Below are 12686 nucleotides of genomic sequence, written 5' to 3' on the forward strand. Positions count from 1 at the left end.
GCGCTACGGCTGCGACCGGCAGTTTCAGGGAATACGGTCACACTTGTTACTCCCCCTGTTCGATTTCCGATGCGAAACTATCTCAGACCAATGCGCGATGAACGGGGCTTCCAAGCCCCGCGAAATCGCCCCAATGAGGAGATTGAAAGCCATGACTGCTTCAGCCGAGAATGGAAAAAGCGGACAACCCATGCACAAACCGCCGGTCGTGTCGCCGCAAGCCTGGGAAGCGGCCCGCGCGCAACTGCTCGTGAAGGAGAAGGCTGAGACGCGTGCCCGCGACGCGCTGGCCGCCGAGCGCCGGCGCATGCCGTGGATGGCGGTGGAGAAGGCCTATGCGTTTGAGGGCCCTCAGGGCAAGGTCAGCCTGCTCGACCTGTTCGAGGGCAGACACCAGCTCATCCTCTACCGCGCCTTCTATGAGCCCGGCGTGTTCGGCTGGCCCGAGCATGCCTGCCGCGGCTGCTCGATGGTGGCCGATCAGGTTGCCCATGTCGCCCATCTCAACGCCCGCGACACGACGCTGGTCTTCGCCTCCCGCGCGCCGCAGGCCGACATTGCGCGGCTGAAGGCGCGGATGGGCTGGACGATGCCGTGGGTCACGATCACCGACAGCTTCGACAAGGACTTCGGCGTCGACGAGTGGCACGGCACCAATGTCTTCTACCGCGACGGCGAGCGCATCTTCCGCACCTATTTCATCAACAACCGCGGCGACGAGCAGATGGGCGGCACCTGGAACTACCTCGACATCACGCCGCTCGGCCGCCAGGAAGTCTGGGAGGATTCGCCCGAGGGCTATCCGCAGACCCCGACCTACAAGTGGTGGAACTGGCACGACAGCTACGTGCCGGACGCCGAGCCCGACAAGAAATGGGTCGAGGTCTCCGACGCCGGCGAGGCGGCGTTCAGGGCCGAGAGCGCAAACGAGAAACCGTAGGTTCGGTCCGGCCGCATCCTCCGTCCCGCCGGGGCAGGAGGGTACGGCGGTCCGTCTGAAAGTCTGGCGAACTGGCGGTCGTCGACAATCGGGTCAATGATTGACGGCTGGGCGACGCGGCAGTGTCCCAGAACGCGCTTGCGCCGTAGCTTCGCCTCCCTGCACCTTCTGCGCGCAGAATTTCAGCGACATATCTCCTTACTGTCACGGAACCATGCTAGATTTCGCCCGATTTCCAGGGGAGGCGGGCATGGATACGGATTTTCGTGTGACCGGCAGGAATGCGGCTGCGCCTTTTGCGCTGACCATCCATCGCGGTGACGGCATGGTGCTGCTCGGCATGGATTGGAAGAATGGCCGGCCGCCGATCGATTTCGTCGGTTTCGCCATCCAGTATCGCGAGCCGGGTGCTGACTTCTTCAAGAACGTGCGCAACCGTATCGGCTTTCCCGGCCAGCCGGTTCCAGACGACGGCATCCGCACGACAGAGGCGCCGATCCAGAAATTCCGCTGGGTGCATTTTCCCTTCAATGCCGATCTGCCCGGCAAGTTTCTCTATCGCGTTACGCCGAAGTTCATGGATGCGGCGGGCGCGCTGACGGCGGGTGAGGCGCAGGAGGCGGAGCTGGCGCTGATGCGCGAGACCATTCCCGGCAAGCTCAACGTCGCCTTCACCCGCGGCTTCGTCTCGTCGCAGGCCTTCGTGCGCAATTTTGCCCCCGACGCGCCGACGATCATCACGCTGGTGCCGCCTGTTGGCGATGAGGGGCTGGACTTCGTGCCGACGCATGCCGATGCCGCGCGGGCGCTCGCCTGGATGGGCTTCGAGGCGCGGGCCGAAACGCTCGATCTGCTCGACAGGGCGCACGCTGCCGGCGCCGAGGTGCGCGTCATCGCCTATGATCTCAACCTGCCCGAGGTGGTCACCCGGCTGGAGGCGCTGGGGCCGAAGCTCAAGATCATCATCGATGACAGCGACCGCACCAAGGGCCATGGTCGCCCGAATTCGCCGGAGACGAGGGCGGCGGAACGGCTGATCGCCTCGGCGGGTGCTGCCAACGTCAAGCGCCAGCACATGGCCAACCTGCAGCATCAGAAATCGATCGCAGTCCGCGGCGGCGGCATCTCGACCGTGCTTTACGGGTCGACCAATCTCAGCTGGCGCGGGCTCTATGTACAGTCGAACAACAGCCTCGCCGTCCATAGCGACAAGGCGATCGAGGATTATTTCACCGCCTTCGAGAGCTATTTCACCGCCAAGCGCGCCCAAGACTTCCGCGACTCGCCAAGTTCCGCCGGCTGGATCGATCTCGGCCTTGACGGCGTCGACGCCAAGGTCGCTTTCTCGCCGCACAGCGATGCCAATGGCCGGCTCGACGAGATCGGCGCCGATATCGATACCGCCCATTCCAGCGTGCTGTTCTCGCTCGCTTTCCTCGGCCAGATGACCAGGGGAGCGATCGGTCCGGCGCTCGGCCGCGCGCTCGAACGCCCCGAGATGCATGTCATGGGCATCGCCGATGCCGAGGTGCGCGCCGGCAATCTCGGCCTCAACGTGCTGACGCCGGACAATCGCCGCAGGGTGGTGCGAGCGGCCGCCTTGACGGGCAACGTGCCGCCGCCCTTCCTGACGGAACCCTCAGGCCTGTCAGGCGTCGACGGCAACCAGCGCGGCACGCGCATGCACCATAAATTCCTCGTGCTCGATTTCGACAAGCCGACGGCGCGCGTCTATCTCGGCTCCTACAATTTCTCGAACCCCGCCGATGACGAGAACGGCGAAAACCTCGTCCTCGTGCGCGACCGGACGGTTGCGACCAGCTACATGATCGAGGCGCTGAGGATGTACGACCACTACATCTTCCGCGTCGCCTCCGGAGCGAGCGGCGGCCCGGCCCGTCCGCTGGAACTCAAACGCCCGCCTCAGCCCGGCGGCACGCCCTGGTTCGAACGCGACTGGACCGACCCAATCCGCGCCCGGGATCGGGCGTTGTTTGCCCGGGCGGAGTAATGTCGCGGTCACGACCGCTGCGGCACAGGCCGGAGCGACCTCGCCATCGGCTGGTTCCTCCACAAGGACCGGTAGCGGGACCGATAACGCGGCGCTGCCCGTCGGTCGCCAATATATTCTTCTCAAAGTGGAAACATTCCGGGGACGGTTGCGTTGTAGCCGCTACCTGCAGTGCGCCTGACAGGCCGTCTATGAGGAGGCTATCCATGAAGGTGATGATCGTCGAAGATGAGAATTTTATCGCTCTGGAACTCGAGCGTATTGCGCAAGAGGCCGGACACCAGACCATCGGGCCGGTTTCGACGGTGGAGCAGGCACTCGCCCACGCTCAAAGAAGCGATGTCGCACTCGTCGATCTCAGTCTCTCCGATGGGCTGAGCGGCGCACAATTGGCGCGTCGGCTGATCGACCGCCATGGAGTTGACGTCATCTTCGTGACCGGCAGTCCCGAGAATGTCGGCCACGGTATCGAAGGCGCGCTCGATGTGATCTCCAAGCCCTTCACCGACGAGAGGATCGCCGGCGCGCTCTCGCGGGCGGAGGCCCGACGCAAAGACTTCGACAGCAGCAAGGTTGCGTTCTGAACAGCATCAGGCTGCGTGTTATAAGAAGGAAATCGACGTCGCTCAGGCCGCTGCGCCTGCCCGAGGAGAAGTCTGGATGAAACACGCGCTCCTTGCCGTTCTTTTCGCTCTCTCGGCCTGCGCCAGCGCAGGGGATCCGCAGCCTCTTCCCGGCAGCCTCACCTATGGTGGAAAGGTTCTCCGTTCGCCCTATCGTCCGGGAACGGTGGTCAAGAATACCTTTCTTGGCGATTTCGGTTACCGTGTGTTCGAGACCTATGTCGTCCAGCCGGACGGGACGCTGAAGCTCACCTCACAGAGCACGGGGCCGGACTTCCTCTGGCAGTGAGGACTTCGGTTCCTCAGCGCCAAAGCGAAGGGGTGAGCAGCCGTCCGGCGAGAGGCGGACGGCGCGTGCGTTTTCGCCTTCGTCCTTCGCAATTGAATGTTGCGCTGCAGTAAAGATCGTCTATACCGCAGGCATTCACCACGGACCCGGTGAGATCCCGGGTGGCTCTTCTGGCCGCCGATCCGCCAGACAACGCAAAACCTGCATGCCATCACGCGACCACTCGACAGAGCGGGTCCGGCCATGCTTTGCGAGACTTCAAGATGCTGCTTTCCTCCATCCGTCGCGATTGGTCTGCCAATCCCATGCGCGAAATGCTTGCCGGAGCGGTGGCGACCTTCGCCCTGATTCCCGAGGTGATCGCCTTTTCCTTCGTGGCGGGGGTCGATCCCGAGGTTGGTCTGTTCGCCTCTTTCGTCATCGGCATCGTCATTGCGTTTACCGGCGGACGCCCGGCGATGATTTCGGCCGCCGCCGGATCGGTGGCGCTGGTGGCGGCGCCGCTGGTGCATGCTCACGGCTTGCCCTATCTCTTTGCGGCCGGGCTGCTGGCGGGGCTGATGCAGATCGTGTTCGGCCTGCTGCGGCTCGGCGTGCTGATGCGCTTCGTGTCGAAATCCGTCCGCACCGGCTTCGTCAATGCACTCGCCATTCTGATCTTTGCCGCGCAGATGCCGCATATTATCGGCGCCGGCTGGATGGAATATGCCGTGCTGATCGCCGGGCTTGTCATCATCTATCTCACGCCCCGCATCACCACGGCGATCCCGTCGCCGCTGATCTGCGTCCTGATCCTGACTGTCGCCTCGACGGCACTTGGGCTTCCGGTTCTCACCGTCGCCGACCTCGGCAAGCTGCCGGATTCGCTACCCGTCTTCGGCTGGCCGGCCGTGCCGCTGACGCTCGAAACGCTTCGGATCATCGCCGGACCCGCCCTTGCCATCGCCATGGTAGGACTGCTGGAATCGATGATGACGGCAAGCGTCGTCGATGATCTCACCGATACGCCGAGTTCGAAGAACCGCGAATGCACCGGTCTTGGCCTTGCCAACGCGGCCGCCAGCCTGTTCGGCGGCATCGCCGGCTGCGGCATGATCGGCCAGACGGTGAGCAATGTGAAGTATGGCGGGCGCGGCCGGGTCTCGACGCTGTTTGCCGGTGCCTTCCTGCTGATCCTGATGGTGCTGCTGAAGCCGTGGGTCTCCGAGGTTCCGGTCGCCGCGCTGGTGGCGATCATGGTCATGGTGTCGATCGATACGTTCGACTGGTCGTCGCTTCGAGCTGTCATCATCCATCCCAGGATGTCGAGTGCCGTCATGGTGGCGACCGTCCTCGTCACCGTCTTCACCGCCAACCTGGCGCTCGGGGTAACGGTCGGCGTGCTGCTCAGCGGCGTGTTCTTTACCTTCAAGGTCGCCCGTCTGCTGCGTGTTGATGTGGCGCCCGATCAAGCCGCCGGGCGGCTGATCTATCGCGTGTCCGGCCAGGTGTTTTTTGCCTCCGCCGACGTCTTCGTCGAAGCCTTCGACGTTCAGGACGCGGTGGGCAAGTCCGTGCAGATCGACGTGTCCGCAGCGCATTTCTGGGACATCACCGCCGTTGCCGCACTCGACAAGGTCGTGCATCGGTTCAGGGCGCATGGCATTGCCGTGGAGGTCGCAGGCCTCAACCGGGCGAGCGCGACTTTGATCGGAAGCCTCGACAGCAAAGTGGTGCTGAAAGAGGTGTGAGGGGCGCGAGAGCTAGCGTGAGACGATCGCGAAATCGTCGCTGCCGCCGGTTCCCGTGGCGTTCAGCCGTCTGATGGCCAGTTAACCAAAGGCGGCACAGCTATGCCGAATGAGCGAAGGGCTTCAACTGGAGTGCTCGACAAGACCGGATGAGTCGCAGCGAGGTCACCGAGTGGTGACATTCTGTGGAGGTGGCCGGTTGAGTCCGCTTCCCGATGTCGTCGAGCGAGGCATCGTGCTCAGGCACGCGCCGTCGGCGCCACTGCCTGTAGCGCCGCCTCGACATTGGCGGGCAGCCGGAAGCGGCGGCGATATTCGCCGGGCGTCAGGCCTGCCAGCTTGCGGAATAGGCGGCGGAACGAGGTGAGGTCGGAATAGCCGACTTCGAGCGCGATCTCCTCGATCGGTCCATCCTCCATCTCGAGCATCTGCTTGGCTTCCTCGACCCGGAGCCACTGGACATATTCGAGCGGCGAATAACCCGTCGCCTTCCTGAAGCGGCGGTCGAAGGACCGCTTCGGCAGCCCGGAAAGCCTAAGCAGCTCGGCGACGATATCCGCCGACTGGTAGTGCAGGGGGGCATATTCCTGGCATTTCTTCACCACGGCGTCGCCGTGATCGGCATTGGCGATCATCGAGGCGTAGGGCAGCTGGCCATCGCGATGCCATTGATAGAGGAAGATCTTCGATATGCGGATGGCTTCCGCCGTTCCGGCATGCCGGGCGATGAGAAAGAGCGTCAGGTCCTGCCAGGAGGATGCGCCGCCGGCGCAGACGATAGAATGACCAGCGCCGGCCTGGACCAGGATGCGCTCTTCCTTAAGCTCCACATTCGGAAACTGGCTGCGAAACAGCGGCGCATACATCCAGTGCGTCGTTGCCGACTGCCCTTCCAGCAGCCCCGCCTCGGCCAGCACGATCGAGCCGCCGCAGGCGGCCAGCAGGCGCGCGCCGCGCTGGTGCATCTCGACAATCCAGTTCAGCAGCCGCCGGTCGAGTGCCCTGATGGTTTCTGGCGTGTCGACAAGCACGTTCGGAACGAGGACGTAGTCAGTCTCTTCGATGTCATCGATCGTTTCCTGCGGCATGATCGTCACGCCTGTTATCAGCCTCAGCGGGCCGGGCTCGGCGGCGACCAGGCGCGGCGCGAACATCACCTCGCTCGTCGGCTCGTTCGAGCTGCTCTTCCAGTTGGCGCCTGCGATCCACAGCGTGTCGAAGATGCCGTACATGATCGAGGGGTCGCACTCCGGAAATGCGACGATGCTAACCCGCAAGGGGCGCTTCACATTGGCGGAATGTGGCTCTATCGGCTTCATAGCGGCCATCCTGCCTCTGCTGCCAACCATTAGCAACACGTAAAAGGCGCTTCGAAACGGGTGGCATGTCGCTGCCTGATGGAGAGGGTATCGCATCAATGGAACTGAATATCGAGAAGTTGCAGACGCTGCTCGGCGTCATGGTCAATGAGCTCGGGGCGGCGCAGAACTCCGCCCTTGTCATCATCGGCGAGGAGTTGGGTCTTTATCGCAAGATGGCGGAGAGGGGAGCGATCTCATCGATCGAACTTGCCGAAGCGACCGACACAAAAGAGCGCTACGTGAGGGAATGGCTCGCCGCCCAGGCAGCGTCGGGATTTGTCGACTATGACGCAGCGACCGGCAGGTTTACGCTTTCGCCTGAACAGGCGGCGATCTTTGCCGTCGAGGACAGCCCGGTCAACATGATCGGCGGCTTTGTCGCCCTCGACGCCATCTATGCCGATCGCGCCAAGCTCACCCATGCCTTCCGCCATGGCGGCGGCGTGTCGTGGACGGATAGGTGCAACTGCATGTTCTGCGGCACCGATCGCTTCTTCCGGCCGGGCTACAAGGCCAATCTCGTCGAGAGCTGGCTTCCGTCGATGGAAGGTGTCGTCGAGAAGCTGGAGCGCGGCGCGCAGGTCGCCGATATAGGCTGTGGCTTCGGCTCGTCGACCCTGCTGATGGCCAGGGCGTTTCCGAAGTCGCAGTTTACAGGCCTCGACTTCCACGCCCATTCGATCGAGCATGCGAGCCGCCACGCAAAGGGCATGAGCAATGTCCGGTTCGAAACCGCCCGGGCGCAGGATTTCGAAGGGGCGGGCTTCGACCTCGTCACCATCTTCGACGCGTTGCACGACATGGGAGACCCGGTCGGCGCCGTCAGACATATCGCCAGGGCCTTGAAGCCGGAAGGCACGCTGATGCTGGTCGAGCCGATGGCGGGCGACAGCCTGGCCGAAAACCTCAACCCCGTCGGCCGCGTCTTCTATGCCGCCTCGGCCAACACCTGCGTCCCGGCCTCGCTCGGCCAGGAAGTGGGTGCCGCCCTCGGCGCGCAGGCCGGCCAGGCAAAGCTGACTGAGGTGCTCAAGGCGGGTGGCTTTTCGAAGGTGCGGCGTGCAACGGAGACCCCGTTCAACATGGTGCTGGAGGCTCGGCTCTGACGTCAGCGGGGGGCAATTCGAGACGCGGGTGGCCGATGGCCACCCGCCGCCGACTGCACGCTCTCGTCTGTGCGGTCGGACGGATGACGATGTAGACTAAGCCTGGCACGGCTGTTCCGCTTGCGACCGTCGCCGTGACACCTTATTGTTTGGCGGCAGACCAGCGTTCTTGAGGGGAGGCTTCGATGCCGTCGAGTTTCAATGTCGAAAGTGCGGATGGTTACGAACGGCTGATGGGGCGGTGGAGCAGGAAGCTCGCGCCGATGCTGATCGATTTCGTCGGTCTTGCAGACGGCGATCGCGTGCTCGATGTCGGCTGCGGCACCGGTAGTCTGGCGTTCACGCTGGCGGAAACGCCGGGCCTGCAGGAGATCGCAGCCGTCGACTATTCGCCGGTCTTCGTCGAGGCGGCAACGCGGCGCAACACCGATCCGCTCGTATCGATCCGGCAGGCCGATGCCTGCGCGCTTCCCTTCGAGGATAACCGCTTCGACAGGGCGATGTCGCTGCTCGTGCTGCATTTCGTGCCGGAAGCGGGAAAGGCGGTATCCGAGATGCGCCGTGTGGTGCGCCCGGGCGGCACAGTCGCAGCAGCCGTCTGGGATCATTATGGCGGCATGTCCGGCATGCGGATGATGTGGGATACGGTGGTGATGCTTGATGAGGGCGCGCTGCCCCTGCGCCGCAAATATTGTTTCCAGCCGATGATGCGGCCGGGGGAAATGAAGGAGAGCTTCATCGCGCAGGGCCTTGCCGATGTCGAGGAAACCTCGCTGCTGATCCGGATGGAATACCTCTCCTTCGCGGACTACTGGGAGCCGATCGCCGCCGGCGAGGGACCGCTCGGCAAATATGTCGCGGGGCTAGATCCGGCGAAGCGAAAAGCGGTCGATGCCGCCGTCAGGGCCGCTTACGAGGCCGGCGAGTCGGATGGGCCGCGGTCGTTCGCATCGGTGGCATGGGCGTGCCGGGGAAGGGTGCCGGGCGGTGGATAGCGGTGTGTGATGCCGCCTACGGTTGATAGACAGCGAGTTTGCGCCACGCCCAAGAGAGCCTCATCCTGCGGCGCCCGAAGGGGCCTCGAAGGGCGGGGCGGCGCGCCGGCGTCAAATGGACGCGAGGAGCGGCGTTGCGACGTGTCCTTCGAGGCTTCGCCCCGTGGGCTACGCGCCTCAGGATGAGGGGCGTTGAAGGATGCCGCGCCAAGATTATGGCGCCGGGGAAAGTGCCATGCCTCAATGGTGGCTGAGGGGCGTGCGGATCACGGCAATTGTGATGGAACACGGGCAGCATTGCTGACGTTATTGCCCGCTGTCTCCGACTGCAAACGCTGCCGCAACAGCATCACTCGCCCGTTTCGGGCACCCCTTCCGACGGCATCCGGAATTGCCCGCCTCGCCGCCGCTTTCGGACGGAGGAATATCAGATGTCCGCTTTGGAAAGCCTGCGCCGGCTGACGCCGCAGCAGCGCAACACTGTCATCGCCAGCTATCTCGGCTGGACGCTCGACGCTTTCGATTTCTTCATTCTCGTCTTCGTTCTCAAATATATCGCCGAGGAATTCCATACCGACGTTCCCGCCGTCTCGGTGGCGATCTTCCTGACGCTTGCCATGCGGGCGCTCGGCGCGCTGGTCTTCGGGCTGGCGGCCGACCGCTACGGGCGGCGCATCACGCTGATGGCCGATGTGCTGCTCTATTCGATATTCGAATTTCTGACCGGCTTTTCCACCGGGCTCACCATGTTCCTTGTGCTCAGGGCGCTCTACGGCATCGCCATGGGCGGCGAATGGGGCGTCGGCGCCTCGCTGGTCATGGAGACGGTGCCGGAGCAGAGCCGCGGCATCGTTTCCGGCATCCTGCAGGCCGGCTATCCCTCGGGCTATCTGATCGCCTCGATCGTGTTCTTCCTGCTTTTTCCCGTCATCGGCTGGCGCGGCATGTTCTTTGTCGGCGCCGTGCCGGCTCTGCTGGTGCTCTACATCAGGCGCAACGTCGAGGAAAGTCCGGCCTTCCTGAAGCGGCAGGCCGAGGGGCGCCGGCCGTTCCTGACGGTCTTGCGCGAAAACATTCCGCTGTTCATCTGGGCGGTCCTCCTGATGACGGCGTTCAACTTCTTCAGCCATGGCACGCAGGATATCTACCCGACCTTCCTCGAGACCCAGCGCAACTATTCGAGCTATACGGTCGGCGCGATCGCCGTCGTCTACAATATCGGGGCGATCTGCGGCGGGCTGTTCTTCGGCGCACTGTCGCAGCGGATCGGCCGGAAGAAGGCAATCGTCATCGCCGCGCTGATCGCCTTGCCCGTCGCGCCGCTCTGGGCCTATGCGCCCGGGCCGGTGCTGCTCGCCATCGGCGCCTTCCTGATGCAGTTCTTCGTCCAGGGCGCCTGGGGCATCGTGCCGGCGCATCTGAACGAGCTGTCACCAGACGAGGTGCGCGGCACATTCCCGGGCTTTGCCTATCAGCTCGGCAACCTGCTCGCCTCGGGCAATGCGACGCTGCAGGCCGGGTTGGCCGCTCGCTGGGACGGCGACTATGCCTATGCGCTCCTGATCGTCGCGGCCGTGGTAGCTCTCATCGTCGCGGCCCTTGCCGGCTTCGGCTACGAGAAAAAGGATGTCCGCTTCGGCTCGGAGGAGGCCGAGGAACCGCATGGCGCGATGCGAATCTAGCGCTGCCTGCGGCTATGAAGGCCGGCGGCTGACGTCGCCGGCCTTTCCTTGCGTCCTGCCGCGCCATCTGCCCTTGAATGCTAAATTCCGGTGCAATTTCTATACCCCGCCGGTTTCTTTTTTTTAAGGTCGTTGTCTTAAGTGTTTAGTCCCGGGACTAAACACTTGGCCTATTCCTCGCGTGGGTCATGTCTTGCGTCTCGCAGCGAGGAGCGTATGGGTTCGACGGATAATTTCGCCTTCCTCTTGCCAGCAGTCATGCTGATTTTCGGCTGCACCTTTTTGGTGGTCAGGCGGCAGGGTTTGCGCGAAGCCGGTTATTGGGCGGCGGCCTATTTCCTCGGCGTGGCGGCCTTCTCGATGCCGCTGCTTTCAGACCTCGTTTCGGATTCCATCCTGTCGCCGATCGCCGACGCGCTGTTCGTTTCAGCCTTCTACTTCTATAGCGGCGCGCTGCTCTTCCGCTTCGGGCGGCCGGGTTTCGTGCGGGGACGGCTGGTCTTCTGCGGTCTCTCCGTCGCGGCGACCAGCTATGCGGCCCTTGTCGCGGGGAACCTGCCGGCCGAGCTCGTCATCAACGATCTCTCCTGTTCCGTGCTGCTCGCCTTCGCCGTTGCCCTGAGCATCAGGCACGCCCGTCATCTTGCCGACAGGCTACTGCTTGTCATCGCCGGGCTGATCGTGCTCGATACGGTCGGGCGCAATATCATGCTGGTCTTCGTGATGCCCTCCTATGGCGGCACGGCCGAAGGGTTCCTCTCGTCGAATTATGATTTCATGATGCAGGCGACCGCGTCGATCCTGTCGCTGCTCTTTGGGCTTTCGGCGCTCGGCGCGGTCGCGCTCGACCTCATCGCGCGTTATCGCGGCGCCGCCGATCACGATCCGCTGACGGGCCTTCTCAACAGGCGCGGTTTCGACCGGGTGGTTGCCGATTGGGCGACCGGAGCGAAGGCTGCGACCGGCGCCGTCATCATCTGCGACATCGACGATTTCAAGCGGGTGAACGACAGGTTCGGCCATGCTTGCGGCGACCTGGTCATCCGCGGCCTTGCCGAGCAGCTTTCGGCGCGGCTGCCCAAGGGTGCTTTTGCGGCGCGCTTCGGCGGCGAGGAGTTCGTCGCCTTCCTGCCTGAGGTGGAGATCGCGCAGGCGGCGGCCATCGCCAACGCCATCCGGCTGGACTTTGCTGCCGCCGACCGCAGCGCGTTCGGCGCCGACCAGGCGATCACGGCAAGCTTCGGCGTTGCGGAGCACCGCCAGGGCGACCGGTCCTTGCACGAACAGATCGGCCGCGCCGATATCGCGCTCTATGCGGCAAAGGAGGCCGGCCGCAACAGGGTGATGCTGGAAGGCGAACCGCCGCGCGACCTGCCTGGTATCCGCATCGCCTCGGCGGTGTGAGGCTATCGCGACCGATCTCGGGCGTCGCAGGGCTTGCAGCCGAATGGCGGCGTGCTAGGTAAGGGCTGCCGGTATCTCCCTACCGGATCGGTTCCTCCCTTCACAGCCCGAGTTACCCCATGTCCTTTTCCCCTGCGGCCGTCTGGCCTGTCGTCATGCTGTTTGCCTCCAACATCTTCATGACCTTTGCCTGGTATGGGCATCTCAAGCACAAGAGCAGCGCGATTTTCCTCGCCATCATCGTCAGCTGGGGAATCGCCTTCTTCGAATATTGCTTGGCGGTGCCGGCGAACCGCATCGGGTCGGCGGTCTATACGACGGCGCAGCTGAAGACGATGCAGGAGGTGATCACGCTGATCGTCTTTGCCGGCTTTTCGATCTTCTGGCTCGGCGAGAACCTGACCTGGAACCATGCGATCGGTTTCGCCCTGATTGCAATTGGTGCATCTTTCATCTTCCGTGCATAAACTTTAGCCTTTTCAATAGATTACAAATCGTCCATGTCTAGATATCGTCACATTTCCTACAGATTGGCGTCGCAATCG

General features: G+C 63.5%; 11 protein-coding genes and 1 other annotated feature. Of the genes, 10 read left to right on the forward strand and 1 reads right to left on the reverse strand.

The genetic code is table 11. From position 1 onward, the window contains the following. Nucleotides 1–151 precede the first annotated feature (151 nt). From HFO71_RS04380 to HFO71_RS04400, 5 genes are all read left to right on the forward strand, one after another. Complete coding sequence (locus HFO71_RS04380) at nucleotides 152–940, forward strand: DUF899 domain-containing protein (RefSeq protein ID WP_132609906.1); 789 nt, start codon at nucleotides 152–154, stop codon at nucleotides 938–940. A gap of 250 nt (nucleotides 941–1190) precedes the next feature. After that, nucleotides 1191–2951 carry a phospholipase D-like domain-containing protein gene (locus HFO71_RS04385; protein ID WP_206987897.1) on the forward strand — a complete coding sequence of 587 codons (1761 nt, stop codon included), beginning with the start codon at nucleotides 1191–1193 and terminating at the stop codon, nucleotides 2949–2951. 206 nt (nucleotides 2952–3157) lie between these two features. Next, nucleotides 3158–3535 carry a response regulator gene (locus HFO71_RS04390; protein WP_025395010.1) on the forward strand — a complete coding sequence of 126 codons (378 nt, stop codon included), beginning with the start codon at nucleotides 3158–3160 and terminating at the stop codon, nucleotides 3533–3535. A 76-nt stretch (nucleotides 3536–3611) separates the two neighbouring features. Beyond that, nucleotides 3612–3863 carry a hypothetical protein gene (locus HFO71_RS04395; RefSeq protein ID WP_011652465.1) on the forward strand — a complete coding sequence of 84 codons (252 nt, stop codon included), beginning with the start codon at nucleotides 3612–3614 and terminating at the stop codon, nucleotides 3861–3863. A 139-nt stretch (nucleotides 3864–4002) separates the two neighbouring features. Next, nucleotides 4003–4058 (forward strand) — a sequence feature (sul1 is cis-regulatory element that is thought to sense ions involved in sulfur or methionine metabolism; They are found in Alphaproteobacteria). Between the two features lie 68 nt (nucleotides 4059–4126). Further along, nucleotides 4127–5593 (forward strand): SulP family inorganic anion transporter, encoded by a 1467-nt coding sequence (locus tag HFO71_RS04400; RefSeq protein WP_221975958.1) that lies wholly within the window; start codon nucleotides 4127–4129, stop codon nucleotides 5591–5593. A 239-nt stretch (nucleotides 5594–5832) separates the two neighbouring features. Here the strand turns inward: HFO71_RS04400 and HFO71_RS04405 are convergent, their stop codons facing one another. Continuing rightward, complete coding sequence (locus HFO71_RS04405) at nucleotides 5833–6912, reverse strand: GlxA family transcriptional regulator (RefSeq protein ID WP_132609900.1); 1080 nt, start codon at nucleotides 6910–6912, stop codon at nucleotides 5833–5835. Nucleotides 6913–7010: 98 nt separating this feature from the next. Here HFO71_RS04405 and HFO71_RS04410 point away from each other — a divergent pair, with 98 nt between their 5' ends. The 5 genes from HFO71_RS04410 to HFO71_RS04430 all read left to right on the forward strand — a co-directional run bounded on the left by HFO71_RS04410 (nucleotide 7011) and on the right by HFO71_RS04430 (nucleotide 12608). Next, nucleotides 7011–8060: a class I SAM-dependent methyltransferase gene (locus HFO71_RS04410; protein WP_206987900.1), complete on the forward strand. Its 1050-nt coding sequence runs from the start codon at nucleotides 7011–7013 to the stop codon at nucleotides 8058–8060. 185 nt (nucleotides 8061–8245) lie between these two features. Further along, a complete protein-coding gene (locus HFO71_RS04415; protein WP_206987902.1) occupies nucleotides 8246–9055 on the forward strand; it encodes a class I SAM-dependent methyltransferase in 810 nt (269 codons plus the stop codon). 431 nt (nucleotides 9056–9486) lie between these two features. Next, nucleotides 9487–10737 carry an MFS transporter gene (locus tag HFO71_RS04420; RefSeq protein WP_206987904.1) on the forward strand — a complete coding sequence of 417 codons (1251 nt, stop codon included), beginning with the start codon at nucleotides 9487–9489 and terminating at the stop codon, nucleotides 10735–10737. A 216-nt stretch (nucleotides 10738–10953) separates the two neighbouring features. Beyond that, a complete protein-coding gene (locus HFO71_RS04425; protein ID WP_206987906.1) occupies nucleotides 10954–12141 on the forward strand; it encodes a GGDEF domain-containing protein in 1188 nt (395 codons plus the stop codon). Between the two features lie 119 nt (nucleotides 12142–12260). Next, a complete protein-coding gene (locus HFO71_RS04430; protein ID WP_017960930.1) occupies nucleotides 12261–12608 on the forward strand; it encodes a DMT family protein in 348 nt (115 codons plus the stop codon). Nucleotides 12609–12686 lie beyond the last annotated feature (78 nt).

Origin of the sequence: Rhizobium laguerreae, assembly GCF_019778565.1 — a bacterium.
Lineage (GTDB): Bacteria > Pseudomonadota > Alphaproteobacteria > Rhizobiales > Rhizobiaceae > Rhizobium > Rhizobium laguerreae.

What these genes read in the sequence shown, in the direction of transcription:
- HFO71_RS04380 (WP_132609906.1), top strand. Translation starts at nt 152, where the DNA reads ATGACTGCTTCAGCCGAGAATGGAAAAAGCGGACAACCCATGCACAAA.
- HFO71_RS04385 (WP_206987897.1), top strand. Translation starts at nt 1,191, where the DNA reads ATGGATACGGATTTTCGTGTGACCGGCAGGAATGCGGCTGCGCCTTTT.
- HFO71_RS04390 (WP_025395010.1), top strand. Translation starts at nt 3,158, where the DNA reads ATGAAGGTGATGATCGTCGAAGATGAGAATTTTATCGCTCTGGAACTC.
- HFO71_RS04395 (WP_011652465.1), top strand. Translation starts at nt 3,612, where the DNA reads ATGAAACACGCGCTCCTTGCCGTTCTTTTCGCTCTCTCGGCCTGCGCC.
- HFO71_RS04400 (WP_221975958.1), top strand. Translation starts at nt 4,127, where the DNA reads ATGCTGCTTTCCTCCATCCGTCGCGATTGGTCTGCCAATCCCATGCGC.
- HFO71_RS04405 (WP_132609900.1), bottom strand. Translation starts at nt 6,912, where the DNA reads ATGAAGCCGATAGAGCCACATTCCGCCAATGTGAAGCGCCCCTTGCGG.
- HFO71_RS04410 (WP_206987900.1), top strand. Translation starts at nt 7,011, where the DNA reads ATGGAACTGAATATCGAGAAGTTGCAGACGCTGCTCGGCGTCATGGTC.
- HFO71_RS04415 (WP_206987902.1), top strand. Translation starts at nt 8,246, where the DNA reads ATGCCGTCGAGTTTCAATGTCGAAAGTGCGGATGGTTACGAACGGCTG.
- HFO71_RS04420 (WP_206987904.1), top strand. Translation starts at nt 9,487, where the DNA reads ATGTCCGCTTTGGAAAGCCTGCGCCGGCTGACGCCGCAGCAGCGCAAC.
- HFO71_RS04425 (WP_206987906.1), top strand. Translation starts at nt 10,954, where the DNA reads ATGGGTTCGACGGATAATTTCGCCTTCCTCTTGCCAGCAGTCATGCTG.
- HFO71_RS04430 (WP_017960930.1), top strand. Translation starts at nt 12,261, where the DNA reads ATGTCCTTTTCCCCTGCGGCCGTCTGGCCTGTCGTCATGCTGTTTGCC.